We start from the raw sequence: 25803 nt of genomic DNA, 5'->3' as shown, positions 1-25803 counted from the left end.
CAGTCACCCCCGTGATGCATCCCACCGACCAGACCCTTGCGTAAACGAAAATGATTACCAATTACACTGCCCGGGTGTCCCACACCACGATCGACGAGGCCGACATCGATCAGGACTTCCGGCGCTACCTGGCCGCGCGCGCGACATCCGTGACGGGCAGCCTCGTCGCGACGGTGGCCCTGCCCGTCCTCGTCTACCAGCTCACCGGCTCACCCGGCTGGACATCGGCCATCGCCGTCGCCGAGGCGCTCCCCTACCTGCTGTTCGGCCTGATCGCCGGCGCGGTGGCCGACCGCGCCGACCGCCGCGCACTCATGCTGATCGCCGACTTCGGCGGCGCCGCGCTGCTGGCCACCATCCCGGTGGCTTGGGCCTTCGGCGTGCTCACCGCACCGCACGTGCTGGTGGTCGGATTCTGCGTGCAGACCCTGTTTGTCATCTTCGACTCGGCCAACTTCGGCGCACTGCCCACGCTCGTCGGCAAGCAGCGCCTCACCGCGGCCTACTCCAAGGTCTACGCGGCGACGACGCTGGCCGAACTGGCGATCCCGCCGCTGACCGGCCTGCTGGTCGCGATCGTCTCGCCCGCGCCGCTGATCGCCGTCAACGTCGTCACCGCCCTGGCCTCCGGACTGCTGGTCCGCTCGATCGTCCGCCCGCTGTCCACGCCGAAGGACACCGCCGACCGCCGGACCACGACCTCGATCCTCGCCGACATCCGCACCGGCCTGGCCTTCCTCGCCCGCCACCGGGTGGTCCGCGCCCTCACCCTCGTGGGCACCACCCACTCGGTCGCCAGCGGCGCCTACGTGGCCATGCTCGTGCCGTGGGCCGATCGCGTCCTCGGCGTGCCGCCGTCGGGAGACTGGCGCATCGCGGTCCTGTTCAGCGGCTGGGGAGTCGGCGGGCTCCTCGCCTCGCGGATCGTGCCGCGCCTGAACCAGCGCTACGGCGGTGCCCGCCTGGCGCTCGGCGCACTGCCCGTCTCGCTGCTGTGCGGCTGCGCCGTGCTGCTCAGCACGCACTGGATCGCCGCGGCGCTGTCGGCCACCGCGTGGGGAGCCGCTTACTCCACTGTGGTCATCAACGCGATCACCTACCGCCAGCAGATCAGCCCCGACGAACTCCAGAGCCGCATCAACACGACCTGCCGCATGCTGTCCTGGGGAATCGGCATGCCGACCGGAGCCGCACTCGCCGGAGCGGTGGCGATGTCCGGGGCCAGCCCTCGGACCGGAATCGCCGCCGGAGTCCTCGTCCTGCTCCTCGGCGTCATCGCAGCCTGGTTCTCACCGCTGCGCAAGGAGTCCTGACCGAACCCATGGCGTCACCACCGCAGACCGCGACTTCCCGCAGCCCGGGCTCGCGCCTACTGTGCGCTCATGAACGACAGCCCGCAGAAGCCGACTCCTGGTCAGCGCTCACCCGGTTCCGGAACCATGCGAGGCGCAACCCCACCCGAGGGATCGGAAGCAGGCGGAACGACGAAGAAGATCGTGCTTTATCACGACATGCGGGTCGAAGAGGACTTCACCAAGTGCGCTACCCGCCTCTTCTCGATTCTCAAGCAAGCTGCGGCAACAGCACCCGGTTCCCCGCGCTGCCTCTACCTCGACGTCCAAGGGCACCGCAACGCCGCCGGAGGCTATGACGCGGATGCCTTCGAGATCATCCACGAGTTCTTGCTGAGCTTCCTCAGTCCATACCTCACGGAGATCAGCACGCCTCTCTTCCGGGTGAGGAACCCGGGGCCGCAACGCGAGGACGTTCCTGCCGTCCTGAACATACGAGACCCGGACCGCGAGCACGCTTACGACCACAACGAGCTGCGCGTGCGCAACCGGGACGGCCACCCGCACCGACGCCGATCCAGACCCCCGGTCCGGGCCATCGCCGACTACCTCGGTCTCGAGGAGCCGATCTGCCTGATCTGCTGGCAGACACCGGTGGAGAGGGCCCACGTGGTCCCGGAGTCGCTCGGCGGTTCCAATGATGTGCGCAACTTCGCCCTTCTCTGCCCGCACCACCACCGAGAGGCTCCCGATGTCGCGGACGCCGAGGCGTTCTGGTCCTGGGTCGACTACGCCTGTGAACGCGACGGCCACGTGAAGTGGGAAGGTGTGGAGCCGGAGTTGCTGGCCAAGGCGGAACGCGTCGGCCTCCGCATCGACACGTTCGGACCCGTGCGGAAGAGCCTTCACCATTTCGATCAAGTGCGTGACGAACTCGTGCGTCACTACGGCTGGTGCCCAGAGGACTTCGCAGGCGGCGACCACTGGGGCGCGCTGATGGAGGAGTTCCACACGGTGATGGGTGCGGCGACCAGCACTCACTTCAACGTCGCCAAGAAGGCATCCACCGAGGCATGGGCCTTCGAAGTGGCCCGCAGACGCCTGCGAGACTCGGTAACGGATTCTGAGACCGGTGAGGACCGGTCATCTGTGTCGAGCCATCTGCCGGTTCACCTGGCCGAGCGGACGGTGCGCAAATCACCGAAGAGCGGTTCTGCGCAGAGCCTCGTCGATGCCGCTCGCCGAGCCGACATCGCCACCGAAGCAGCGGTACTCGTGCGCGACATCATCTCCTCGGCGGGGGTTTCCAGCGCCGAGGAGGTGCTGCGGGGCGTCGAAGAAGAGGTCGCGGACCGCACCGCGCAGTTCGAGCGACTGGCTGACGAATTGATGGGGCACGCAGTATGCCGGCACTGCGGCCACGCAATAGCCCGAATCGAGGGCTCTCCCTGGCGCCACAGTGCCGCGGCGCCCATGTCCCGCGGCTGCCGGGCCGCCAGCTTCGACCGGGACGGCACTTGGGACGATTCCCTCGACCGAGCGTGGAAGGCGAGCCCACCGCACACGTACCGGTGAACTGGCCCGGTGGTCCAGCCCTTCGAACTGTCGGGGACGTGTGCGACTCTCCTGGCGTGCGCGCGCGAGGTGATGACGGTGTGGAGTTGAACGCCGAATTCGACGTGGAAACCGACGGGACGCACCTGAACCTGGTGCTGGAGAGCGCGGGAGGAAGAACCGCGGGCAACGAACGGCCGCGCAATGACCAGTACGTTCCCGCACTGACGCTGCTGCTGATCAGGCTCCGCGCGCGGCATGCCGTGCTGCTCTCCGCCACGGTCGTGTCCAAACGGGTGGCCGGCCTGCCCGAAAAGGACCGTGCCCTCGTGAACGGGCCGTTGGATCTTGGCGCGGTCGACGACATCGACCGGCTGCGACTGGACCTCACCAGCGCCCAAGGGCGTGTCGGACTTCCCGCAGGAGCGACGAAAGAGGGCAACAACCGCAAGCGGATCCAGCTCCTGCTCGCCGTGCCAGGCTACGGCCCCGGTGACGCGACCAGGCTGGCCGCAGACCTGGCAGCCCCGGACACCCCGAGCTCACTGGCGGTCAACCCCTTCACTCGCGACGGACTGCTTTCAGCGGTGAGGAAGCTCAGCCTGCACCGGCACGAGGGACGGCCGAGCCTGCACAAACCCCTGGCACTGCTGTGGGCGATCGGTCGGGTAGCCGATGGCAGATGCCGGCTCGTGTCTTGGCCCGAGTTCCGCGGCGAGGTCGGGGCTCTGCTCGCTGAGTTCGGCCACGAGCATTCCAAGACCACTCCGCAATACCCGTTCTGGCACCTCCGCACCAGCCCGCAGGTTTGGGAAGTGCACGGACTCGCTGATGTCCCGACCGCTGGCGATGTCACCGCGGTCGCCGGCCTGACCCACCAGGCCGCCGAACTCCTGCGTGATGACACCACCCGGGCAGACGTCGTCGGCCTGCTGCTGGAAGAGCATCTGCGCGGCATCACCGATCACCAGACGCTCCTGGCCCGGGTCGGGCTCGGTGGCACGCATATCGCATTGCCCGGTGCACGGACCCTGCTGCGAGCGCTCGTGGGCGAGCAGATCCGAACCGCATCCGAGGAGTCGCACACCGTCCTCGCCGTCCACGGCGACGCAGCACTGGTACGCACCGATGGTTCACCATCCGGACAGTCCCTCAGGATCAGCGAAGTCCAGAAGGGCCTCGACCTGCTTGCCGTCCGTGGATCAGTTCACCTGCACGTCGACGAACTGGGCCACCGGTGCTCGCTCATCGGCGCTGTCCTGGCCACACTGCCCGGCGCACGGTTCACCGAGGACCCGACCGCGGTGACGCTGCACGCCCCGACCAGCACCCGAGTGGCCGAGGATCCGCACTTCGGCGGCCTGGACACCGTCGCCCAGGTCAAGGTCCGCACAGAACAGGCGCAGCTCCGGCGCTTGCTCGCAGGAGACCGTGACGCAGCGGAATGCGCGCTTTGCGGACACCATTTCCCCATGTCGTTCCTGGTCGCCGCGCACATCAAGAAACGAGCGGTGTGCAGCAACTCCGAACGCGAAGACCTGCACCAGGTGGCCATGCTGGCATGCAGCCTCGGCTGCGACGCCCTCTACGAATCCGGCTGGATCACCGTGAACGCCGACGGACACGTCGAAACCGCCCCACCGGACATGGCTCCTGCAGGCAGGTTCCGGGACCAGCTCCTGCATCTGAACGGACGGCGCTGCACCGCTCACCGACAGGAGTCAGAACCCTACTTCGCCTGGCACCGAGAAACCGTCTTCCGCCGCACCAGCGACTGACCCGTCCGGTCTTCGAAATCGGCGCCGACGGTCAGGAGGCGATCTGCGGGGACCCCGGTTCGCGGGTTTCGCGGAGGTGGCGGGCGAATTCCTCCAGCGCCGTGGTGGCCTGCCCGTCGCGGCGGCGGATGAAGACCGTCGGCACCGGCGTTGCCCGGTGCAGGCGGAGCCGGTGGCGCAGCCCGGAGCGTTCCACCAGTTCGCGGGGCAGCATCGTGATGCCGAGACCTGCCGCCACGCAGCCGAGGATGCCTTCCGCGGAGCCGTATTCGAGGATCTTCGGCTCCGCACCGCGGGCGCGGGCGACGGATTCGAGCCTGCGCCGGTACGAGCATCCCGCCCGGAACACCAGCAGTCGAGGGATGTGCAGCGCATCGTCGAGGTCGCAGTGGCGCGCGGCGGTGATGACGGCCAGTTCCTCGGTGAAGATCTCCTCCTCGTGCAGTTCCCGGTCGCCGACGGGGCCTGCGACGAGCGCTCCGTCGAGGGCGTGGTCCTTGACCTGCGCCACCAGCGCGTCGGTGGGCCCGGTGAGCACCGACAGGTCCACCTCGGGCCAGGCCGCGGTGTAGGCCTCCAGGACCGGTGGCAGCCGGATTCCCGCCGTGGTCTCCATCGCTCCGATCCGCAGCGGACCGCACGGCGTCTCGTCCCGCGCGATGCGGACGGCCTCGTCGGCGAGCGCGGTGATCCGCCGGGCGTAGTCGAGGAACTGCTCCCCTGCCGCGGTCAAGGTGACTCCGCGCGCGTGCCTGCGGAGCAGCGTCGCGCCGAGCTCCCGTTCCAGCCCCGCCACGCGGGCGCTGACGCTGGACTGCACGGTGTGCAGCTCCGCGGCCGCGCGCGTGATGCCACCGGCGCGGGCCACCGCGGCGAAGATCCGCAGGTCGGACAACTCCACGCGATCACTCCCATCCCCTGGGTTCGCGGATGACGATGGCTGCGTTCGTCACTCATCGTTGGACACGATGCCAGGCAGAGCTTAGCGTTCACCTGGCACCGGATGCCCAGGGCGAGAGCGGGGAGAACAGCAGTGGCACAGCGGACGCAGCAACGGGTTCAGGACTTCTGCGAGCGCTTCGGGCTGCGCGCGCCGATCCTGGAAGCGCCGATGGCCGGTGCCTGCCCGCCGGAGCTGGCGATCGCGGTGGCCGAGGCAGGCGGGATGGGCGCCAACGGCGTGGTTCTCGACCAGCCCGAGCGCATCACCAGGTGGGTGGAGAGCTTCCGCGCGGGCACCGACGGCCCGTGCCAGCTCAACATCTGGATCCCGGACGAGCCGGTCGACGCGCCCGAGCGGCAGCAGGCCGCGGAGCGGTTCCTGGCCGGTTTCGGCGAACCGGGCGAGACCGGGGCACCGGGCCCGGTCTTCGCCGAGCAGTGCGAGGCCATGCTGGCCGCCCGGCCCGCGGTCATCTCCTCGATCATGGGGCTCTTCGAGCCCGATTTCGTGGCGCGGCTGCACCGGGAGGGCATCGCGTGGTTCGCCTGCGCGACCAACCTGGCCGACGCCCTGGCCGCCCAGGAAGCCGGTGCGGACGCCGTCGTCGCCCAGGGCATGGAGGCCGGTGGGCACCGGGGCAGCTTCGACCCGCAGGTCGCCGAGCAGATCGACGTCGGTTTGTTCGCGCTGCTCCCGCACCTGGTGGACCGCCTGGACGTTCCGGTGATCGCGGCAGGCGGGATCGCCGACGGCCGCGGTGTGGCCGCCGCGCTGGCGCTGGGCGCGAGCGCCGTCCAGGTGGGAACCGCGTTGCTGCGCTCGCCCGAGGCCGGCATCAACGCCGACTGGTCGGCTGCCCTGGACGGTTTGCCGCCGGAGCGGACGGTCACCACCCGCGCCTACAGCGGCAGGCTCGGACGTGCGGTGGCCACGCCCTTCGTCACGGCGTGGGCCGCCGCCGACGCTCCGCTGCCCGCCCACTACCCCGTTCAGCGGCGACTCGTCGGCCAGTGGCGCCGGGGTGGTGCGACCGGGGTCGACCGGGCCAACAACTGGGCCGGTCAGAGCGCGTCCTTGGCCACGACCGCACCGGCGGGCGAGATCGTCGAGCGCATGTGGGCGGACGCGCGCGAGCTGCTCGCCTGAGCGGATCCCCGCGCAACCGCCGAGCTCGACGGTGGAGGGCGGACGGCGGCGGCTCGACTACCCGAGACCGCCGTCGCTGTGGAGGAGCTGCCCGTTGATCCACCCGCCCTCCGCCGAGCAGAGAAACACGACCAGATTCGCGCAGCCGGTATCGGTCGGCCCGGGGTTGATCGCGTTGCGGCTGACTCCCAGCTGGGCGAGCTCGCGGGCGACGGCCAGCGTGATCCGGTCCATCGCCCGCTTGCTCGCCCCGTAGGGCGGGTTGCCCACCGTGGTGTCCAGCAGGCCGGAGTCGACCGGCTCGCAGGTTCAGCACCACGGACGCCGCGATGCCCGCCGAACGTCCCGCCCCGGTGACCGGCCGGACCGTTTGCACCGGTCAAACCGCCTTGACCGGGACTCCCGCGGTTTCGAAGCGTTCGAGGAGTTCGGCGGGTGCGGCGGAGTCGGTCAGCAGCATGTCGATCCTCTCCGCCGGGCAGATGTGGGCGAAGGCGGTGCGGCCGAGCTTCGAGCCGTCCGCGACGACCACGACGCGCTCGGCGCGTTCGGTCATGAGGCGGTTGATGCTCGCTTCGCCCTCGTTGTGCGCGAACGCACCGCGGGCCGGGTCGACCGCGTCCACGCCGAGGAACACCACGTCGAGGGTGATCTCCTCCAGCAGGTGGGTGCCGAGCGGCCCGGTGAGCTCGAACGACTGCGGCCGCGCCACTCCCCCGGTCACCACGATCTTGACCTGGGGCCGCACCACCAGCTCGTTGGCGATGTTGAGGGCGTTGGTGACGATGGTCAGCGAGGTGCGCTCGCCTGCGTCGGCGAGGTCCGCGCGGGCCACCAGGGCACGCGCGATCTCGGTGGTCGTCGTCCCGCCGTTGACGCCGACCACCGAGCCCTGCGCGACCATCGCCGCTGCCGCCCGCGCGATGCGACTCTTCTCGCGGGCGTTGCGGGCCGCCTTGTAGCGCAGCGGCAGGTCGTAGGCGATGTTCTGCGCGACGGCACCGCCGCGGGTGCGGGTCAGCAGCTGCTGTTCGGCGAGGTGGTCGAGGTCGCGGCGGACCGTGGCCGCCGAAGCGCCGAGCGCGGTGGAGATCTCCTCCACGGTGACCTTGCCGCGTTCGCCGAGCAGGTCGAGCAGTGCGGAAAGCCGCGCGTGCCGGTCCATCGATGCGCTCCTGTTCAAGCGGGTTGGACCGCGATGCGATCGGAGATCTCGCGCAGCACGCCGCCGTCGAGCGTTCCCGCGACCGGTGCCGCAGCGGCCGCTGCGGACCACGCGACGGCGTTGCGCAGCCGTTCGGGCCAGTCCTGCTGGCCCGCGATCCCGGCGGCGAGCGCCGCCACCGCCGCGTCACCAGCGCCCGTCGGGTTGCCGCTCACCGCGAAAGGCGGTGCGGCGCGCCAGCTTCCCTCACCGGTCACCGCGAGCAGCCCGTCCGGGCCGAGCGAGACGATCACCGCTGCCGCGCCGCGGTCGCGCAGCTGGCGGGCCCCGGTGACCGGATCGTCCTGGCCCGTCGTCTCGCGGAGCTCGACCGCGTTGGGCTTGACGAGATCCGCCCCGGCTTCCGCGGCGGCGAGCAGCGCGGGCCCGGTGGCGTCGACGATCGCGGGCACCGAGCGGGAACGGGCGTCGCCGACCAGTTCCGCGTAGCTGTCCGCGCCGCATCCGGGCGGCAGGCTGCCCGAGCACACCAGCACCGGGGCACCGGCGAGCCGCGTGGTGAGCAGAGCCCGGAACCGCTGCCAGTCCGCTTCGCCGAGGTGGCTGCCGGGCTCGTTGAACAGGGTCGCCTCGCCCGAGGTGTCCTCCTCGGCGACCACCGCGATGGTGCGGCGGGTCGGCCCGGGCACCGGCAGCAGGAGGTGCTCGATCCCCGCGGCGTCGAGATCCTCGCGGATCGCATCGCCGTGCGCACCGCCGACGGGTGCGACTACGAGCGTGCGGATGCCCTGGCCGTGCAGCACCCGGCTGACGTTGAGGCCCTTGCCGCCGGCGCGTTCGTGGACGTCGCGGACGCGGTGGGATCGCCCGGGGTTCAGCTGCGCCACGCGGTAGCTGACGTCCAGCGCCGGGTTCGGGGTGACGGTGATGATCATCCGGCCAGAACTCCGAGCAGGCGCGCGGTTTCGGCGGCCAGGGCGTCCCTGCCCGCGGTGAGGTACTTGCGCGGGTCGACCAGCTTCGGGTTGCCCGCCAGCACCTCCCGCACCGCCTCGGTGAACGTCTTGTTCAGGTGCGTGGAGATGTTGATCTTTGTCATGCCGCTGCGGATGGCGGTGCCCAGATCGTCGTCGGACACGCCCGAAGAACCGTGCAGCACCAGCGGAACGCCCAGCGCCTCGCGCAACCGCTGGATGAGGCCGAAGTCGAGCGCGGCGTCGCGGGTCAGCATCGTGTGCGAGGTGCCGACCGCCACGGCCAGCGCGTCCACACCGGTTGCGGCGACGTACTCGGCGGCCTCGCCCGGGTCGGTGCGGGCGCCCGGCGCGTGCACGCCGTCCTTGCCGCCGACCTCGCCGAGTTCGGCTTCCACCCAGATCCCGGCGTCGTGGCACCGGGCCGCGACGGCGCGCGTGCGGGCCACGTTGTCGGCGTAGCCCTGCTTCGAGGCGTCGAACATCACCGAGCCGAACCCGAGCTCGATGGCCTCGTCCACCAGCTCCTCGGATTCGGCGTGGTCGAGGTGCACGGCCACCGGCACCTCCGACTCGCGCGCGCGGGCCAGCGTCGCGCGCGCGATCGGCTCCAGCGCGCCGTGGTAGCGCACGCAGTTCTCGCTGATCTGCAGCACCACCGCGAGACCCGCGCGCTCCGCGCCCGCCACCAGGCCTTCGGCGTGCTCCAGCCCGATGACGTTGAACGCCCCGACCCCGCGACCGGCGCGGACGGCGGTCTCCACGATGCTTCCCGTGCCGACCAAAGGCATTGCTACTACCTCATTTCCGTGCTGTTGATCTTCGCCGCCAGGTCGGCGGCCAGCAGCGCCGCGCCCAGGCTGCCCGCGCGATCGCCGAGTTCGGCGGGCACGAGCCGCGGAGCGCGCGCGAGGGGCCAGTCGGATTCCAGCCGGCGCGCCAGCGGGTCGAACAGCAGCGGCCCCGCCTGCGACAGACCACCGCCCACCACGACGACTTCCGGTGCCAGCAGGGCGGTGAGCCAGATCAGCGCGCCACCCAGCGCGTCGACGGCTTCGTCCCAGACCTCGGCGGCGACCGGGTCCCCGGCGGCGACCCGCTGCGCCACCTCCGCCGCGCCCGCCACCGGGTTCCCGGTGCGCGCCTGGTAGCGCCTGCTGATCGCGGCCGCGGAGGCCACCGCCTCCAACCGGCCCCCGGATACCGGCACCTGGCCGATCTCCCCCGCGTACCCGCCCCCGGCGTGCACCCGTCCGGCCTGCACGTGCGCCGCCGAGATGCCGGTGCCGACGGGCAGGAACACGGCATCCGCCGCACCGCGCGCCGCGCCGAGCCGGTGTTCGGCCAGCGCTCCGGCCCGGACGTCGTGGCCGAAGGCCACCGGGAGCCCGAGCCGCTGCGCCAGCAGCGACCGGAACGGCACCTCCGACCAGCCCAGGTTCGCCGAGAACACCGCCACGCCCCGGGATTCGTCGACGATCCCGGGCACCACGAGCCCGACGGCCGCCGGTGCGGCGTCCGCGGAGAGCTCGGCGACGAGCGAGCAGGCCAGCTCCAGCACCCGCTCGGCCCGCGGCGGTGTCGGGCGGTGCCGTTGCGCCAGCACCGTTCCCGACGCGTCGGCCAGGACCGCTTTCGTCCCGGTCCCGCCGACGTCGACGCCGATCACCGGCTCGGTCACACCTCGTCCAGGACGATCGACCGGGTCAGGTTGCGCGGGTGGTCGGGGTCGAGCCCGCGGTTCACCGCCGCGGCCACCGCGACCCGCTGCGCGAGCACCAGGTGCGCCATCGGGTCGTGCTGCCCGCTGTCGAGGTAGGCGGCTCCGGTGGCGGCGACCTCGGCGGCCAGCCCGGTCGGCGCCTCGCCGAACATCCAGGTCGTGCGGCCGGGCTCGGCGATGCTGATCGGCCCGTGCCGGTACTCCATGGCCGGGTAGGCCTCCGACCACAGGCCCGCGGCTTCGCGCACCTTCAGCGCCGCCTCGTGCGCCAGGCCGACCGTCCAGCCGCGGCCCAGGAAGCTGATCTGCTCGCTGGCGGGCAGCTCGCCGAGCTCGGTCGCCAGCACCGCGCGGACGTCCTCGACAGCACCGGTCAGGTCCTCGCCGAGCGAGGCGCGGAGCAGGGCGAGCGCGGTCGTCGCGAACCGCGTCTGCACCACGGACTGCTCGTCGGCGAACTCCAGCGCGACCAGCTCGTCGCAGACCTCCGCGATGGGCGCGCCGGGGACCGCGGTGATGCCGACCGTGGGCACCGTGCCGCGCAGCTTGCGCAGGAGTTCGAGCACCTCCGTGGTGGTGCCCGAGCGGGTGATCACCAGCACGCGGTCGTAGGAGCGGCCCAGCGGCATCTCGGATGCGGGGAACGCGTCGGTGACACCTTCGCCGGCGGCCTCCCGCAGGGCCGCGTAGGCCATGGCCATGAACCAGGACGTGCCGCACCCGGCCACTGCGACGCGCTCACCGCGCTGGGGCAGCACACCAGCCACCTCCTGGGCCAGCTCCGATGCGCGCAGCCAGCACTCCGGCTGGCTGCCGATCTCGCCGTCCACGAGGTATCCGCCAGACGCCATCAAGTCCTCCCAGACCCGTCGTTCTCCGTGGCGAGCACCGTCGCAGCGCGCCACATCGCCAGACTAGATGCACAAAAGTGATTCAACAAGCATCCGATCGATCAGTATCAATCACACGATCTTCAGGTGGCTCCACCACCCCGCCACGGGGGTCATCACCAGCCAAAAGCCGTGCGTGACACACCGAGCACGTCAAGTCACGACCGCGGACGCACGGCGAGGCATTGCGAACTGGGGTAGTGACAGGCACCACGAAGCACGTTAATAATGTGCCAACTTGCATGAAGTTGCTCGATAAAACCAACTAACGAGCAAACATGCGCAAGGGTTGAGTGTAGGGAGAGCGACAGATGGCCCAGAAGCTCCGGAGGCGGCTGGTGCTCGCCGCGGGGACGTGCCTGGCGCTGCTGGCGGGCTGCGGTGCGCACGACACCGACGCCGGACGGGTGCTGCGGGTCGCGCAGTACCCGGATCCGGACGAGCTGAACTCGCAGCAGAACTCGGGCAGCCAGGTCTACATGGGACTGTGCGAGCCGCTGACCGGGCTGGGGATCGCCGACGCGGGCGACATCCGGATGCGCGGCGCGGAGCGCGTGGACACCACCGACGGTCTGGTGTGGACGATCAAGCTGCGACCGGGCCGCGAGTTCCAGAACGGCGAGCCGATCACCGCGCAGACCTACGCCGACACCTGGAACGCGGTCTCCTACGGGCCCAACGCGTACAAGGCGAGCTCCACCTTCAGCGTCATCGACGGCTACGCCGAGCTCAACGAGGACCAGCCGCAGCGCGACACGCTGCGCGGCCTGGAGGTGCTCGACGAGCTGACCCTGCGGGTCACGCTCACCCAGCCCGACTACGACTTCCCGAAGATCATCGCCTCCTACGCCGCCTGCCCGATCCCGAAGGAGGGCCTGGCCGATCCGACCGCCTACTCGCAGGCGCCGGTCGGCAACGGCCCGTACCAGTTCGTCCGCTGGGACCGCAACGAGCGGATCGTGCTCAAGCGCTGGCACGACTACCAGGGCGAGGTGCCGCCCGGAGCGGCCGAGGAGATCCACTTCAAGATCTACCAGTCGCAGGACACCGCCTACCGCGACGTGCAGGCCGGTCAGCTCGACGTGCTGCGCAACCTGCCCGGTGGTCTGCTCGACGACGCCCGCAACCAGCTCGGCGACGAGGGCCTGTTCGCGATCCCGCAGCAGCGCCAGATCACCCAGATGCTGATCCCGGAGTACGTCGAGTCGCTGAAGGATCCGCGGCTGCGCAAGGCGATCTCGCTGTCGATCGACCGCGACGCGATGGCCGGCGCCCTGCTGCGCGGATCGGCGACGCCCGCGCGCTCCCTGATCGTCGAGGCCGTCGGCCCGGCCTACCGGGCCGACGCGTGCAAGGACTGCACCTACGACCCGGATCGCGCCCGACAGCTCGTCGCCGAAGCGGGCGGGTTCAAGGAACCGGTGTTCATCTGGTACTCCAACACCGGCGGTGGCGGCGGCACCGAGATGTCCCAGATCGCGCTGGCCATCGCCAACGCGCTGCGGCAGGAGCTGGGCGCCGACGTCCGGCTGCGGCCGGTGCTGCCCGCGCAGCTCACCCAGGCGCAGAGCAGCGGCACGCTGACCGGCCCGTCGCTGAGCCTGTGGGGCGACATCTACCCCAGCCCCGACCAGTACCTGGGCATGTTCCGCGAAGGCGGCGACGGCAACGAGTACACCCAGTACGACAACCCGGCCGCCAACGAGCTGATCGCCAAGGCGCTGGGCAGCGGCGACGAGTTGCAGGCCGCGCGGTACTGGCAGCAGGCCGAAGACCTGATCTTCGAGGACATGCCCGGGATCCCGCTCTACTACCCGGGCATCTACGCCGCGCACGCGCCGTGCGCGAAACCGGGCACGCTCGGCGGCGATCTCCAGTACTACCTGACCGCGTTCGAGTGCGGCCCCGGCCGCGAGGAGTGAGGCCGCGACCATGCTCGGATACCTGATCCGCCGCATCGCGGCGATGCTGCCGGTGCTCTTCGGCGTGACGTTCCTGATCTTCGCGCTGGTCTACGCGATGCCCGGGGACCCGATCGCCTCGCTGGCGGGCGACCGCCCGCTGCCGCCCTCCACGGTGGAGGCGCTGCGCGAGCGGTACCACCTGGACGAGCCGCTGATCACCCAGTACCTGCTCTACATGGGCGGGCTGCTGCGGGGCGACTTCGGCACCGACTTCTTCGACCGCCCGGTGCTGGACATGATCGCCGAGCGGTGGCCCACCACGCTGCAGCTGGCGCTGACCGCCTGGGTGCTCAAGCTGGTGATCGGCCTCGCGGTCGGCATCTTCGGCGCCCTGCACCGCGGCCGCGCCGGTGACCACCTGACCTTGGCGTTCACGGTGCTGTTCGTGGCGCTGCCCGGGTTCGTGATCGCCTTCATGGCGCAGCTGGTGTTCGGCTTGAAGCTGGAGTGGTTCCCGATCGCCGGCATCGCCGAGGGCTGGCCGCTGAGCTTCGTCCTCCCGGCGCTGGTGGTGGCTCTGGAAGCCGCCGCACCGCTGGCCCGGCTGACCCGGTCGAGCCTGGTCGACACGCTGGGCTCGGAGTTCATCCGGACCGCGCGGGCCAAGGGCGCATCGCCGGGCCGCGTGGTGTGGGGGCACGCGCTGCGCAACTCGATGATCCCGGTGGTCACCTACCTCGGGCTCAGCCTCGCGGCCATGCTCGGCGGCGCCGTGATCGTCGAGAGCGTGTTCAACCTGCCCGGCATCGGCGGCCTGCTGGTGCAGGCGGTGCAGACCCAGCAGGGCACCATCGTGGTCGGCGTGGCGACCTTCATCATCCTGATCTACCTGCTGGTCAACCTGCTGGTGGACATCAGCTACGGAATCATCGACCCGAGGGTGCGCAATGGCTGACCGAACCGATCTCTCCCCCGCTCCCACCGCACCCCGCCGACGGTTCACCCTGGTCGGGCGGCTGCCGAAACCGCTGCGCGCACCGCTGTTCGTGGTGGCGGCGCTGATCGCCGCGGGCTACGTGCTGATGGCGGTGTGGCCGAGCCTGTTCACCTCCGCCGACCCGATGCACTGCGAGCTGCGGCTCAGCGGCGCGGGCCCGGCGCCGGGCCACCCGTTCGGCTTCGACATGCAGGGCTGCGACTACTTCGCCAACGTGGTGCACGGCGCCCGCCCGTCGATCGCGATCGGCCTGATCGTCACGGTCGCGACCTTCGCGATCGCCGCGGTGCTCGGCGCGCTGGCCGGTTACTTCGGCGGCGTCGTCGACGGCGTGGTCTCGCGCATCGCCGACGTGGTGTTCGGGCTGCCGATGATCATCGCCGCGATCGTGGTGCTCAACCTCTTCGAGGAGCGCACGGTCTGGACGGTGAGCCTGGTGCTGATCGTCTTCAGCTGGCCCGGCGGCATGCGCTACATGCGCGGCTCGGTGCTCAAGATCCGCAACCTGGAGTACGTGCAGGCCGCGCGCGTGCTCGGCGGCAGCCACCTGCGCATCATGGGCACCCACATCGCGCCGAACGCGCTGACCTCGCTGATCGTGCTGAAAACCCTGGAGATCGGCGGCATCATCGCCGCCGAGGCGGCGCTGACCTTCCTCGGCATCGGGCTCCAGCCGCCCGCGATCTCGTGGGGATTGCAGCTGTCCACCGCCCAGGCGCAGTGGCAGGCCAGCCCGCACCTACTGATCTACCCCGCGCTGTTCCTGACCGGCGCCGTGCTGGCGTTCGTGGTCCTCGGCGACAGCCTGCGGGAGAGCCTCGACCCGAAGGGAAGGAAATCGTGAACGCCAAGGAGCGGCAGCAGGCCGCGGTCCTCGACGTGCGCGGCCTCAGCGTCGACTTCCACACCGCCGCCGGCCGGCTGCACGCCGTCCAGGACGTCAGCTTCTCCGTCGGTGCGGGCGAAACCCTCGCCGTGCTCGGCGAATCGGGCTCGGGCAAGAGCGTCACCGCGCAGGCGATCATGGGCATCCTCGACACCCCGCCCGCCGAGATCACCGGCGGCACCGTCGAGCTCGGCGGCGAGGACCTGCTCGCGATGTCCGACCGGCAGCGCCGCGCGGCGACGGGCGCTCGCGTCTCGCTGATCTTCCAGGACGCGCTCACCGCGCTGAACCCGGTGCAACCGGTGGCCAAGCAGATCGGCGAGCTGTACCGGCTGCACCGCGGCGCGACGCGGCGGCAGGCCTGGCAGCAGGCGGTGGAGATGATGGACCGGGTTCGGATCCCCGCCGCGGCCAGCCGCGCCGGTGACTACCCGCACCAGTTCTCCGGCGGGATGCGCCAGCGCATCATGATCGCGATGGCGCTGGCGCTGGACCCGGAGGTGGTGATCGCCGACGAGCCCACCACCGCGCTCGACGTGACCGTGCAGGCCCAGATCCTCGACCTGCTCGCCGAGCAGCAGGCCGAGCGCGGGCTGGCGCTGGTGCTGATCACCCACGACCTCGGCGTCGCGTCCCGGATGGCCGACCGCGCGCTGGTGATGTACTCCGGGCGCGTCGTCGAGCACGGGCCGATCCGCGAGCTGTTCACCGCACCGGTCCACCCGTACAGCCAGGGTCTGGTCGACTCCATCCCGCGGCGCTCGCACCGCGGCGGGCCGCTGCCCGCGATCGGCGGCCTGCCGCCGAGCCTCACCGACCGGCCCGCGGGCTGCCGCTTCCACCCGCGCTGCGCCATCGCGCGCGAGCAGTGCGAGACGGTCGAACCGGAACTGCTGCTGCTCGACGACGGCAGGCAAACCCGGTGCCACTACTGGGCGGAGGTCTCGTCGTGACCGAGCAGAACATCCTCGAAGTGCAGGACGTCACCAAGCACTACCGCAAGCGCGGCGGTGGGCGGTTCGGCCTCGCCACCGACACCGTCAAGGCCGTCGACGGCGTGAGCCTGCGACTGCGCAAGGGCGAGGCGCTGGGCATCGTCGGCGAATCCGGGTGCGGCAAGTCCACGCTGACCCGGCTGCTCACCGCGCTGGAGAAGCCCACCAGCGGGCAGGTCCGCTACCGCGGCATCGACGTCCACGGCGCGAAGGGCGCCGAGCGGACCCGGATGCGCCGCAACATCCAGATGGTCTTCCAGGACCCCTACGCCTCGCTCAACCCGCGCAAGACGGTCGGCTCGATCCTGGCCGAACCGTTCCGGATCCACCGCGACGCGGTGCCCGAATCGGGCCTGCGGCCGCGGCTGGAGCAACTCCTCGAACAGGTCGGCCTCCGCCCGGACCACCTCGACCGCTACCCGCACGAGTTCTCCGGCGGCCAGCGCCAGCGCATCGGCATCGCCCGCGGCATCGCGCTGAACCCGGAGGTGCTGATCTGCGACGAACCGGTCTCGGCGCTCGACGTCTCGGTGCGCGCGCAGGTCCTCAACCTGCTCGCCGAGCTGCAGCGCGAGCTGTCGCTGACGGTGGTGTTCATCGCGCACGACCTGGACGTGGTGCGGCACTTCTGCGACCGCATCGCGACGATGTACCTGGGCCGGGTCGTCGAGGAAGGCGACTGCGACGCGGTCTACGACAGCCCCTCGCACCCGTACACCCGGGCCCTGCTCTCGGCGATCCCGCGCCCCGGCTTCGACGACGAACCGGAGCAGGAGCGCATCGTCCTCGAAGGAGACCCGCCCTCCCCGATCGCACCGCCACCCGGCTGCCCGTTCCACACCCGCTGCTGGATGGCCCAACCGGACTGCGCAACCCAAGTCCCCGAGGCCCACGACCTGGGCGCAGGCCACACCTCCCACTGCCACTTCGCCGCCGAGGTAGCAGAAGCCGACCCGGCAACCGCGAAGTCCTGACCCGATGCCCGGCGCTGCCCACCGCAGCGCCGGGTTCTTCGCGAGCACTGGGCAGGTGAGATCGGTCTTCGGTCCTCCGCGGCAGTCGACCGGCCACCGTTTGTGCTGGTCGAGTGCCGTGAGTGTTTTGTGGTGCTATAAGCCCCAAAAGCACTCACGGTCCTTGACCAGGGGAAAACGAATCGAGAGCGGGATGCGCAGGCCGATCGCCGCGTCCACGGCCTTGACAGCGGCGCACCGGCACCGGATTCGCGGCATTTAGACTCGGCTCCGGCCGGTGCTGGGCCGGTCGTGCAGCCAGAGGTGAGGTAGTTGGTCGCGTTGTCCCCGCATCTAGCCCGGTTTCGCAGCGCGGTTTCCGGTGCGGTGGAACAGGTTCGCACGACACCTCGGCGGTTGCTCGTTCGCGACGCCGTGCTCTCCGCACTGGTGCTCGCCATCGGGCTCTTCCCGGTTCCGCTGCTCCCCCTGCCTCTCGGTCACATCGGCTGGACCATCGGGCTCGCGTGCTGGACCGCGTTGCTGGTTCACGCTTGCTGGAGGTGGCCGGTCGCGACGTTGCTGGCCACGGCGCCGGTGTTCGCCGGTGTCAACTTCTGGGCCGCAGCTGTCCTCCCCGTCATCACCTTCGCCGCCGCTCGGCGGATCGCACCTGCTCGCCGGTTGTGGCTCGCCGTGCTGGCCACCGCCGTCGTGGACTTCGCGCTCATGCTCGCGTTCGAGTCCGCCCAGTTCAACGGGTTCGGCGAGGTAGTCGCCGGATATGCGGTGAGCGCGGTGCTCCTGCTGGTGCTGCCCGCGGCTGTCGGGGCGCTCCTCGGTCACCGGCGTCCGCGGGTCCGCCTGCTCCAGGAGCGCAACGAGTACCTGGAGCGGGCGCAGCAGCTCACCGCGGCCAAGGCTCGCGTGGAGGAACGCGGGCACATCGCAGGCGAGATGCACGACATGCTCGGGCACCGGTTGAGCCTGATCTCGATCCACGCCGGGGCGCTCGAACTCAGCGCTGCCAAGGACGCGCCCGAGTTGAGCGGCCAGGCCGTACTCCTGCGCACCACAGCGAGCAGTGCGCTGTCCGAGCTCCGCGAGATCCTGGGTGTCCTGCGCGGGGCCGAGGAGTCGGATCTCGGCCCCGACGACCGCATCGGCACTCGGACCGACGTCGAAGATCTCGTCGCGGAATCCAGGTCGGCGGGCATCGACGTCGACCTGCGGTGGACCGGCGCGGACCTCGACCACGCGGACCCGCGCACCCGCCGCGCGGTGCACCGGGTGGTGCGCGAGGGCCTGACCAACGTCCACAAGCACGCTTCGACCGCGCGCACGGGCGTCGAGATCGTTGTCGAGAGCGATCGCGTGCACGTCCGCGTGGTCAACGGTCCCGCGCAGGCCGGCGGGCGGCGGCTACCGGGAACGCGGAGCGGGCTCGTGGGGCTCGACGAGCGGATCTCGCTGCTCGACGGAAACCTCCACAGTGGACCAACACCTGAAGGCGGTTTCCTCGTCGCAGCGGCGATTCCCACCCACCCGGCCGGAACCGACCGGCCTGATCCTTCGGTCCTGCCGGATCAGCCGCCACCCGAGCCGCTCGCCGCGGAGGCCCTCACGTGGCCCCGCGTGCTCGGGGCGGGCTGCCTGGGCATGCTGGCGGTCCTGCCGGTGGTCATCGGGCTGGTGATGCTGGTCGTCGCGCTGGTGATCGGCTGATCACGGCCGGTCGGCGAGCAGACCCGCGTCGTGGGCCAGGATCGCGGCCTGAACCCGGTTCGCGCAGTCGAGCTTGGTGAGCACGCGGCTCAGGTGCGCCTTCACCGTGCCCGCGCTGATGTAGAGATCGCTCGCGATCTCCGCGTTCGACAGCCCGAAACCGACCAGGCGCAGCACTTCGCGCTCGGCCTCGGAGAGCTGGTCGATCTTGCGCCGCGCCGCCGAAGTCCGGTCCGTGCCCGAGCGGAGGTGCCGCTCGATGAGCCGCCGGGTGATCTGCGGAGCCAGGATCGACTCGCCTTCGGCGGCCAGCCGCACGGCCCGGATCAGCTCGCTCGGCCCGGTGTCCTTGAGCAGGAAACCCTTCGCCCCCGCCCGCAACGCCCGCGCCACGTGCCCGTCCTCGCCGAAGGCGGTGAGCATGATGACGTTGGTGTTCGGCGACTCGCGAGCGATGTCCTCGACAGCGCCGAGCCCGTCACCACCGGGCATCTGGATGTCCAGCAACGCCACGTCGACGACCTGCTCCCGGCAGGCCCGGACCGCAGCCCGGCCATCCCCCACCTCGGCCACCACCTCGACGTCGGAGGCGTTGGCGAGGATGAGCCGGATGCCCGCTCGCATGAGGTTCTCGTCATCGGCAATGAGCACACGGATCACTCCACCATCCTAGATCCGGAAACACCCTCCCAAACCGACCAGGTCGGCGGGCCACCCGGAGGCCGGGCGCCGACAAGGTGCGCAGTGGCGGGAAACGCCTGGAAGGAATGGGGCGCTCTGCGCTCCCGGGTCCTCACCGTGATCATGCTCGTGCGCAGGCGGTGGCGCCCAGCCCTGCCCGGGGTCGGGTGAAGGACGTCCTTCATCCCGGCAACCGGGCGAGCCGATCGGGTCGGCAGCCTTGGCCGATCGGCCATGGAGGGGTGGCCGATCGGCACATGTCCGGGTGGTGATCGATCCCTAGGTTCGCAGGTGACACGAACGCGGAGGGATGATTCAGTTGCTCACCGAACCGGCCACCACCCAGGACTCCCCGCCTGGCAGCGGCACGCCGTACCACCTGCTCGGGCGCACCGGCTCGCACCGCTGGTGGCGGCCCTGGGTGGAGATGGTGCTGCTGCTCGTGCTGGCGGTGGTGACCTCGATGCTGCTGTTCGGGGCTGTGATCGGGCTCGCGCTGGTCTCCGACCCCGTGATCGGGGACGATCTGCGCTTCGCCGATCCGCTCTGGGACTTCGGGTACGGGTTCGCCGCCATCGGGGCCCTGCTGCCCCTCATCGCGCTCACCGTCCGCTGGATCGGGAAGCGGCGGCCGGGGTCGGTGTCCAGCGTGGCCGGCCGGCTCCGGTGGGGTTGGCTGCTGCACTGCCTGGGCTGGGCGCTGCTGGCGATCGGGTTGGCGATCGGGGCCGATCTGCTCCGGGGCGCGGACTGGGACGCCGCGGCGTGGCCGGGATGGCCGACCTTCTTCGCGGTGCTCGTGCTGGCGCTGGCTCTGATCCCGTTCCAGGCCGCCGCCGAGGAGTACCTCTGCCGCGGGTGGCTCGTGCAGACCATCTCCTCCTGGACGCGGACCCCGTGGCCGGGCGTCGTCATCAGCTCGCTGGTGTTCACCGGGCTGCACGACCACACCGAGCCCTGGGTGCTCGGCGAGATGTTCCTGTTCGCGATCGCGCTGTGCTGGCTGACCCTGCGCACCGGCGGGCTGGAGGCCGCGATCGCGCTGCACGTGGTGAACAACGTCGTCCTCATGGTGCTCGAATCCACCCAGGGCATGCCGGATCTCAACCAGGCCGGCGGCGACTACGCGCTGTGGGACGTCCTGCCGGTAGCCATCACGACGCTGCTCTACACCTGGTGGGTCGACCGGCAGGCCCGCCGGCGCGGTCTGGCCACCACCACCCGTTGACGAGGAGGAATCTCATGTCCGGAAAGACCCTGCCCTGCACCGAAATCTCCCGCGATGTCGCCGAAGCGCTGACCCTCGCCTTCCGCGAAGCCATCCGGCGAACCCAGCCCAAAGTGGGAACCGAGCACGTGCTCTCCGCGCTGCTGGACGGCGATTCCGCAGCCGGTGGGGTTCTCGCGCCCACCGTTCGCGCCAGCGGATCGATGATGGGCGTGATCCGGGCCAAGGGAATCGATGACCACTGGGTGCACGACGACGATGCCGAGCCGGTGCACGACCTCGCGGTGACCGGACTGCTTCGCGAAGCAGCATGGGCCGCGCGGCAGACCGATTCCGACGTCCCGCCACCGACAGGTGCGCTGCGCGCGGCTCTCCGGCAAGCGCTGCTCTACGCCGACGAGCACGGAACTCCGCGGGCGAACACCACGCACCTGCTGATGGGCCTGCTGCACACCCCGGACAACCGGGCCCACGAGGCGCTTCGCGAACGCCGCGTCGACCGCAGCGACGTACTCGCGCGACTGCGGGTGCACCCGAGCGCGGGCGAGCCCGGCGAACCGCCCCACACCGACACCGCGCGAACGCTGCGGAAGATGGGGCTGCTCGACGGACAGCGCGGCCAGATGTCCGTGCGCTTGGTCGCCAAGCTCTTCGGCAACGGCGCACCGGTGTTCATGGCGCTCCGGATGGAAGCCCGCCGCCAGGCGGTCCGGCTCGGGCACGGCGAGATGACGACCGCGCACCTGCTGCTGGCCGTTCTCGCGCTGGACGAACAGCTCACCACCGCCGGGCAACGGTTCTCACCGGAACTGGCCGGGAGCAACACCGCAGCTGAACGACTGCGGGCCCGCGGGCTCACGCTGCACGCTGCGGCCGATGCCGCGCGAAACCTGTTCCCGGAGGCCGAGAACCACCCGTACGCCGAGAAGTTCCCCGAGAACCCGGCCCTCGAGAAAGTGCTGACCAAGGCCCGATGGCGTGCCGGGGAGGACAGGGTTCCGGCAGGCACCGACCACCTGCTCGCCGAACTGCTGGCCGAACCCGACGGCCCGGTCACCGCACTGCTGTCCGGAATCGGCATCGACACCACCGACCTGAGGTGACCGAACGCCGCTGCGCCCGCCGGACTCGGCGGGCGCAGCGGTGCTCGGCACTTCCCAGCCGACTACTGCTACCGACCTGGGGGTTCCTGCTCCGGTCGGCCTGCCGACCGGGCGGCTTCGAGCAGCGCGGCGTACTGCTCGTCGGTGATGTCCCGCCGGGCGTAGGCGAGCACCACCTCTTCGAACGATCCCGGCGTCGTTTCCGCCGGATCCGCCGCGGTGCGCCGGCCGGGCGGTGGCGGGGCGGGCCAGCTGCGCTGCCGGAATCGCGCCACGACCTCATCGAGACCCAGCGCACCGCTGCGCAGTCCGGCCAGCAGCTCGGTCACCTCGCTCATTCCGGCTGGTTCCCCTCCCCCGCCGCCACGAGGACGGGCTCGTTCCCGGAAGCGTCGTAGCGGAACCACTGGTCGAATCGGCCCTTGGTCGCCTCGAACGCCTTCCTGTTGACGCTTCCCCACTGCGGATCGGCACTTTCGCGGATGAGTTCGGCGGGCACGTACCGGCCGTTGCAGCGGTCTCCGTTGCGGAACTTCTCGTACCCGCGGCGGTGGCGCTGGTCGACCCGCTCCACGCTGGTTTCGACCGGGACGTCCAGGAACAGCGCCTTGATCTCGTGGTAGCCGCTCCCCCGCATCGCGTCCAGCCGCTTGTTCACCGATCCGGCCGAGGACATCGTGATGTCCCAGATGATGTTCTTGCGCTCCCGGTAGGCGCGATCGGCGAGCATCTTGGAGACCAGCGACGATTCCTCCTGGATCAGGTCCGCCGCCTCCATCGGCGCCAGGCCCGGCAGCTCGGGGATCATCCCCCGCTCGCACATCTCCTGCTTGACGTCATCGGAGTTCACGACCAGGTAGTCGTCGGGATCGATGTGCGGGTTCTGCTTGAGCGCGGTGGTCTTGCCCGCGCCGGGCAAGCCGCCGGTGAACACCGCCGCACCGTCCGAGGGCACCTCCGCTCCCCGCGCGTACAGCTCGTCGACGATCTCGCGCTGGAGCAGCACCCGCTCGGGCAGCCAGTGCACCCGGTCACCGCCGGTGGTGTACTGCACGTCAGTGGCCAGTCCCTGCGCCAGGCCCTCGTCCGTGCGCTGCCGGACCTCCTCGACGTGGTGGGCCCATTCCTCGTCCGTCAGCGGCTCGACCACCGCGACGGAGGCCTGGGCCGGTGGAGAACCGATCGGGGGGAGCGCGGACTGCGTTCCCACCAGCGCCAACAGCAGCACTGCGCCGATCGCGGAGCGGAGCCAGGTCTGGATGGTTCCGCGCTCGGCTGGGTCGTTCTGGCTTCCGGACATGCGGGCCTTCCTCGGCTGAGATGAGCAGGAGTCGACCCGCGTGACTCGACCGTGCGGCCCGACGTCCGGAAGAGGATCACGACCGCGCTGCGATGGCTCGGCCGAACAGGCGGAACCACCGCACATTCGCCGACATGGGGGACGCCCGACCGCACCACCGCGGAGGGGCCCGTTCCGAACCGCCGAGTTCCCCCGGAATTCCACAGAGGACGCTTGAGCGGCCGGGTCGCACGTGTTCCACCACGCCGCGACGGACCAGGAGCAAGCTCACCGAGGCGTCCGGCGACCTGGTGCCACCGAGGGTGCTGCGCCCGCCGGGTCCGGCGGGCGCAGCGCTGCTCAGGAACGGCTGGACTTCGCGAAGTAGTCGAGCAGCGCGGCTTCCGGTGCGGTCACCTCGACCGGTGCTCCGCCGCTGCGCAGGGATTCCGTCGCCGCGCAGCCGGTGGCGACCGCTTCCCGGGCCGCGATCGGCGAGGTGACGGTCGGCACCCCGGCGCTGACGAACTCCAGGAACTCGGCCACGATGCGCGGGTCGGCGCCGCCGTGCCCGCCGCTGGCGCGCTCGACCTCCACCACCCGGTCGGCCTCCGGCGCGTAGCCGCGGTGCCTGCGGTTCCACACCTTGACCACCGCGCCCTCGCCGTCGCCGAAGTTCTCCAGCCTGCCCTCGGTGCCGATGACGGTGTAGTTGCGCCAGTAGTCCGGCGTGTAGTGGCACTGCTGGTAGCTGGCCAGCACGCCGTTGTCCAGCTGCAGGTTGACCAGGTTCAGGTCCTCGACGTCGACCACCGGGTTGAGGCCGGTCTGGCTCAGCGGCGGCCAGTTCTGCTGGTACTCGGCCCAGTCGTGGCCCGTCTTGTAGACCTCGTGCTCGTTGCGGTCGGTGATCTCGCCGTAGACGGTCAGCGCGCCCAGCGCGTTGACGCGCCTGGTGTAGCCGCCGGCCAGCCAGTGCAGGACGTCGATGTCGTGCGCGCCCTTCTGCAGCAGCAGGCTCGTGCTCTTGCTGCGATCGGCATGCCAGTCCTTGAAGTAGTAGTCGCCTCCGTGCCCGACGAAGTGGCGGCACCAGACCGATTTCACCTCGCCGATCGCACCCGAGGTGATCAGGTCGCGCATGGTGCGGATCACCGGCATGTGCCGCATGTTGTGCCCGACGTAGAGCTTGCCGCCGGTGCGCTCGGCCGCCGCGAGCACGCGGTCGCAGCCCTCGGTGGTGATCGCCAGCGGCTTCTCCAGGTAGACGGCGATGCCGGCTTCCAGGCAGCGGATCGCGTGCTCCTCGTGCAGGTGGTCGGGGCTGACCACGAACACCGCGTCGAGCTCGCTCTCCAGCAGCTCGTCGAACGAGTGCGTCACCCGGACGTCGCCGTCGTAGCGCTGCGCGGCGGCCGCGGCGCGCTCCGGGTCCGGATCGGACACCGCGACGATCCGCGATCCTTCGCCGGGACGGTGGGCGTGATCGGCGATCCCCACCCGGAGCCCGCACCCGAGCACACCTGTCCTTACGTCCATGAGTCACCTTCCCGCACGACCGCGCGCACCGACCAGACTGCACACACTTGTCACAAGCTGATTGTTTTCAGCTTATATCGATCACTTACGCGCAATCCACCCTATGTTCCCCGCGCCGCGCGCAGCAAGGGTCAGCCCCGCCCCGGCCAGGCGGCGTCGTCCGCGGTCAGCCACGGTTCGTCGGCCGCGGCGGCGGGGGTCGTCCCGGCGAAGGCGCGGACGTCGTGGTGGAGGTGGGACTGGTCGGCGTAGCCGGTGTCCGCCGCGACCTGCGCAGGCCCGTCCCCGCGCACCAGCCGGTGGACGGCGTGGTCGAAGCGGACCAGCATCGCGGCCCGTTTGGGGGTCAGACCGATCTGCGCACCGAAGCGCGACCACAGCCGCTGCCTGCTCCACCCGGTCCGGGCCGCGAGCTCGCCCACCGCGGCCCGGCCGCGGCTGGCGACGATCTGGCGCCACACCCAGGCCACCTCGGGCTCGACCGCCCGTCCAGCGCGGAGGCGACCGGACAGCTCCGCCTCGACGAGCGCGAAGCGCTCCGCCCAGGTCCGGGCCTGGTGCAGCCGTTCCCGCAAGCGCCGCACGTCCCTGCCCCACAGGTCGTCGAGGCTCAGGACGTCGCCGCGCAGCTCGGCGAGCGGAACGCCGAGCATCGGAGCCGCAGCGAGCGGCGACAGGCGGACCTGGACGCACGCGATGCCTTCCGCGCGCACCTGGAACGCGCCGAAGCCCATCCCGGCGGCCAGGCTCTCCGACCGCATCCGGCCGGGTGCGCCGCGAACCTCGAACGAGCGGTCACCGAACTCGACGGCCACGGTGACGGCCGGGTGCGGGATGGCGCGCACCTCGACGGGACCGCGGATGCCGAACCCGGCCATGTCGACCCCGGGCAGCGCGAGCGCCCCCGGTGGCCGCGCGATCTCCCAATCAGCGGTGGAACCCGCACGAACTGGTCGCACACCTCGAATGTAGGCCAGCGGCGCGGACATTCCTCCAAGACCTCCCGCACCCAGCGCCGCGAGGGTGGTGGCGCCCGACGAGACGGAGG

General features: G+C 70.8%; 24 protein-coding genes. 12 read left to right on the top strand and 12 right to left on the bottom strand.

All coding sequences use genetic code 11. The features are described from left to right. Nucleotides 1-74: 74 nt before the first annotated feature. From OU416_RS01045 to OU416_RS01035, 3 genes are all read left to right on the top strand, one after another. A complete protein-coding gene (locus OU416_RS01045) occupies nucleotides 75-1313 on the top strand; it encodes an MFS transporter (RefSeq protein WP_270924861.1) in 1239 nt (412 codons plus the stop codon). Nucleotides 1314-1382: 69 nt separating this feature from the next. Then, nucleotides 1383-2867 (top strand): HNH endonuclease, encoded by a 1485-nt coding sequence (locus OU416_RS01040; RefSeq protein WP_270924860.1) that lies wholly within the window; start codon nucleotides 1383-1385, stop codon nucleotides 2865-2867. A gap of 80 nt (nucleotides 2868-2947) precedes the next feature. Continuing rightward, nucleotides 2948-4624 carry a hypothetical protein gene (locus OU416_RS01035; RefSeq protein WP_270924859.1) on the top strand — a complete coding sequence of 559 codons (1677 nt, stop codon included), beginning with the start codon at nucleotides 2948-2950 and terminating at the stop codon, nucleotides 4622-4624. 31 nt (nucleotides 4625-4655) lie between these two features. Here the strand turns inward: OU416_RS01035 and OU416_RS01030 are convergent, their stop codons facing one another. Beyond that, a complete protein-coding gene (locus OU416_RS01030) occupies nucleotides 4656-5525 on the bottom strand; it encodes a LysR substrate-binding domain-containing protein (RefSeq protein ID WP_270924858.1) in 870 nt (289 codons plus the stop codon). A 132-nt stretch (nucleotides 5526-5657) separates the two neighbouring features. Between OU416_RS01030 and OU416_RS01025 the strand changes: the two genes are divergently transcribed. Next, nucleotides 5658-6713: an NAD(P)H-dependent flavin oxidoreductase gene (locus OU416_RS01025; RefSeq protein ID WP_270924857.1), complete on the top strand. Its 1056-nt coding sequence runs from the start codon at nucleotides 5658-5660 to the stop codon at nucleotides 6711-6713. Between the two features lie 57 nt (nucleotides 6714-6770). On the opposite strand, the gene OU416_RS01020 is transcribed toward OU416_RS01025, so the two are convergent. From OU416_RS01020 to OU416_RS00995, 6 genes are all read right to left on the bottom strand, one after another. After that, nucleotides 6771-6983: an SDR family NAD(P)-dependent oxidoreductase gene (locus tag OU416_RS01020; RefSeq protein WP_270924856.1), complete on the bottom strand. Its 213-nt coding sequence runs from the start codon at nucleotides 6981-6983 to the stop codon at nucleotides 6771-6773. A gap of 109 nt (nucleotides 6984-7092) precedes the next feature. After that, nucleotides 7093-7878, bottom strand: a complete 786-nt coding sequence (locus OU416_RS01015; protein ID WP_270924855.1) for a DeoR/GlpR family DNA-binding transcription regulator — start codon at nucleotides 7876-7878, stop codon at nucleotides 7093-7095. Between the two features lie 14 nt (nucleotides 7879-7892). Continuing rightward, complete coding sequence (locus tag OU416_RS01010; protein ID WP_270924854.1) at nucleotides 7893-8813, bottom strand: 1-phosphofructokinase family hexose kinase; 921 nt, start codon at nucleotides 8811-8813, stop codon at nucleotides 7893-7895. Continuing rightward, a complete protein-coding gene (locus OU416_RS01005; protein WP_270924853.1) occupies nucleotides 8810-9643 on the bottom strand; it encodes a class II fructose-bisphosphate aldolase in 834 nt (277 codons plus the stop codon). Before OU416_RS01005 ends, OU416_RS01010 begins: the two co-directional genes overlap by 4 nt. 5 nt (nucleotides 9644-9648) lie before the next feature. After that, nucleotides 9649-10533 carry an ROK family protein gene (locus tag OU416_RS01000; RefSeq protein ID WP_270924852.1) on the bottom strand — a complete coding sequence of 295 codons (885 nt, stop codon included), beginning with the start codon at nucleotides 10531-10533 and terminating at the stop codon, nucleotides 9649-9651. Beyond that, entirely contained in the window at nucleotides 10530-11426 is an 897-nt protein-coding gene (locus OU416_RS00995) for an SIS domain-containing protein (protein WP_270924851.1), read from the bottom strand. Before OU416_RS00995 ends, OU416_RS01000 begins: the two co-directional genes overlap by 4 nt. Nucleotides 11427-11776: 350 nt before the next feature. On the opposite strand from OU416_RS00995, the gene OU416_RS00990 reads away from it, so the two are divergent. The 6 genes from OU416_RS00990 (at nucleotide 11777) to OU416_RS00965 (ending at nucleotide 18925) form a co-directional block, all read left to right on the top strand. After that, nucleotides 11777-13387 carry a peptide ABC transporter substrate-binding protein gene (locus tag OU416_RS00990; protein ID WP_270924850.1) on the top strand — a complete coding sequence of 537 codons (1611 nt, stop codon included), beginning with the start codon at nucleotides 11777-11779 and terminating at the stop codon, nucleotides 13385-13387. A 10-nt stretch (nucleotides 13388-13397) separates the two neighbouring features. Beyond that, a complete protein-coding gene (locus OU416_RS00985; RefSeq protein WP_270924849.1) occupies nucleotides 13398-14324 on the top strand; it encodes an ABC transporter permease in 927 nt (308 codons plus the stop codon). Beyond that, complete coding sequence (locus OU416_RS00980) at nucleotides 14317-15210, top strand: ABC transporter permease (RefSeq protein WP_270924848.1); 894 nt, start codon at nucleotides 14317-14319, stop codon at nucleotides 15208-15210. The genes OU416_RS00985 and OU416_RS00980 overlap by 8 nt, the downstream gene beginning before the upstream one ends. Next, nucleotides 15207-16205, top strand: a complete 999-nt coding sequence (locus tag OU416_RS00975) for an ABC transporter ATP-binding protein (RefSeq protein ID WP_270924847.1) — start codon at nucleotides 15207-15209, stop codon at nucleotides 16203-16205. The genes OU416_RS00980 and OU416_RS00975 overlap by 4 nt, the downstream gene beginning before the upstream one ends. Beyond that, nucleotides 16202-17221, top strand: a complete 1020-nt coding sequence (locus OU416_RS00970; protein ID WP_270924846.1) for an ABC transporter ATP-binding protein — start codon at nucleotides 16202-16204, stop codon at nucleotides 17219-17221. The genes OU416_RS00975 and OU416_RS00970 overlap by 4 nt, the downstream gene beginning before the upstream one ends. A gap of 396 nt (nucleotides 17222-17617) precedes the next feature. Further along, nucleotides 17618-18925 (top strand): sensor histidine kinase, encoded by a 1308-nt coding sequence (locus tag OU416_RS00965; protein ID WP_270924845.1) that lies wholly within the window; start codon nucleotides 17618-17620, stop codon nucleotides 18923-18925. Here OU416_RS00965 and OU416_RS00960 read toward each other — a convergent pair whose 3' ends face one another. Continuing rightward, complete coding sequence (locus OU416_RS00960) at nucleotides 18926-19585, bottom strand: response regulator (RefSeq protein WP_270924844.1); 660 nt, start codon at nucleotides 19583-19585, stop codon at nucleotides 18926-18928. It abuts the gene before it with no gap. Between the two features lie 331 nt (nucleotides 19586-19916). Here OU416_RS00960 and OU416_RS00955 point away from each other — a divergent pair, with 331 nt between their 5' ends. Both OU416_RS00955 and OU416_RS00950 read left to right on the top strand, forming a co-directional pair. Then, nucleotides 19917-20834 carry a CPBP family intramembrane glutamic endopeptidase gene (locus OU416_RS00955; protein WP_270924843.1) on the top strand — a complete coding sequence of 306 codons (918 nt, stop codon included), beginning with the start codon at nucleotides 19917-19919 and terminating at the stop codon, nucleotides 20832-20834. A gap of 14 nt (nucleotides 20835-20848) precedes the next feature. Beyond that, on the top strand, nucleotides 20849-21937 hold the full coding sequence (locus OU416_RS00950; protein WP_270924842.1) for a Clp protease N-terminal domain-containing protein: 1089 nt from the start codon (nucleotides 20849-20851) through the stop codon (nucleotides 21935-21937). A gap of 68 nt (nucleotides 21938-22005) precedes the next feature. Here the strand turns inward: OU416_RS00950 and OU416_RS00945 are convergent, their stop codons facing one another. From OU416_RS00945 to OU416_RS00930, 4 genes are all read right to left on the bottom strand, one after another. Beyond that, entirely contained in the window at nucleotides 22006-22275 is a 270-nt protein-coding gene (locus OU416_RS00945; RefSeq protein ID WP_270924841.1) for a hypothetical protein, read from the bottom strand. Beyond that, the gene (locus tag OU416_RS00940; RefSeq protein WP_270924840.1) at nucleotides 22272-23237 is read right to left on the bottom strand and encodes a zeta toxin family protein; all 966 of its coding nucleotides are present in this window, start codon (nucleotides 23235-23237) and stop codon (nucleotides 22272-22274) included. The genes OU416_RS00945 and OU416_RS00940 overlap by 4 nt, the downstream gene beginning before the upstream one ends. Nucleotides 23238-23576: 339 nt before the next feature. Beyond that, nucleotides 23577-24755, bottom strand: coding sequence for a Gfo/Idh/MocA family protein (locus tag OU416_RS00935; RefSeq protein WP_270924839.1), 1179 nt, complete (start codon nucleotides 24753-24755; stop codon nucleotides 23577-23579). Nucleotides 24756-24886: 131 nt separating this feature from the next. After that, a complete protein-coding gene (locus tag OU416_RS00930) occupies nucleotides 24887-25714 on the bottom strand; it encodes a helix-turn-helix domain-containing protein (RefSeq protein WP_270924838.1) in 828 nt (275 codons plus the stop codon). Nucleotides 25715-25803: the final 89 nt, after the last annotated feature.

The sequence above is a fragment of the Saccharopolyspora indica genome (assembly GCF_027853965.1).
Lineage (GTDB): Bacteria > Actinomycetota > Actinomycetes > Mycobacteriales > Pseudonocardiaceae > Saccharopolyspora > Saccharopolyspora indica.
Note: the sequence above shows the minus strand (reverse complement) of the source record. Positions and strands in the feature narration are given on the sequence as shown.

Excerpts from the sequence above, each read along its gene's own strand:
- OU416_RS01040 (WP_270924860.1), top strand. The coding sequence starts at position 1,383 with ATGAACGACAGCCCGCAGAAGCCGACTCCTGGTCAGCGCTCACCCGGT.
- OU416_RS01015 (WP_270924855.1), bottom strand. The coding sequence starts at position 7,878 with ATGGACCGGCACGCGCGGCTTTCCGCACTGCTCGACCTGCTCGGCGAA.
- OU416_RS01010 (WP_270924854.1), bottom strand. The coding sequence starts at position 8,813 with ATGATCATCACCGTCACCCCGAACCCGGCGCTGGACGTCAGCTACCGC.
- OU416_RS01005 (WP_270924853.1), bottom strand. The coding sequence starts at position 9,643 with ATGCCTTTGGTCGGCACGGGAAGCATCGTGGAGACCGCCGTCCGCGCC.
- OU416_RS00995 (WP_270924851.1), bottom strand. The coding sequence starts at position 11,426 with ATGGCGTCTGGCGGATACCTCGTGGACGGCGAGATCGGCAGCCAGCCG.
- OU416_RS00990 (WP_270924850.1), top strand. The coding sequence starts at position 11,777 with ATGGCCCAGAAGCTCCGGAGGCGGCTGGTGCTCGCCGCGGGGACGTGC.
- OU416_RS00985 (WP_270924849.1), top strand. The coding sequence starts at position 13,398 with ATGCTCGGATACCTGATCCGCCGCATCGCGGCGATGCTGCCGGTGCTC.
- OU416_RS00980 (WP_270924848.1), top strand. The coding sequence starts at position 14,317 with ATGGCTGACCGAACCGATCTCTCCCCCGCTCCCACCGCACCCCGCCGA.
- OU416_RS00955 (WP_270924843.1), top strand. The coding sequence starts at position 19,917 with ATGATTCAGTTGCTCACCGAACCGGCCACCACCCAGGACTCCCCGCCT.
- OU416_RS00950 (WP_270924842.1), top strand. The coding sequence starts at position 20,849 with ATGTCCGGAAAGACCCTGCCCTGCACCGAAATCTCCCGCGATGTCGCC.
- OU416_RS00945 (WP_270924841.1), bottom strand. The coding sequence starts at position 22,275 with ATGAGCGAGGTGACCGAGCTGCTGGCCGGACTGCGCAGCGGTGCGCTG.
- OU416_RS00940 (WP_270924840.1), bottom strand. The coding sequence starts at position 23,237 with ATGTCCGGAAGCCAGAACGACCCAGCCGAGCGCGGAACCATCCAGACC.
- OU416_RS00935 (WP_270924839.1), bottom strand. The coding sequence starts at position 24,755 with ATGGACGTAAGGACAGGTGTGCTCGGGTGCGGGCTCCGGGTGGGGATC.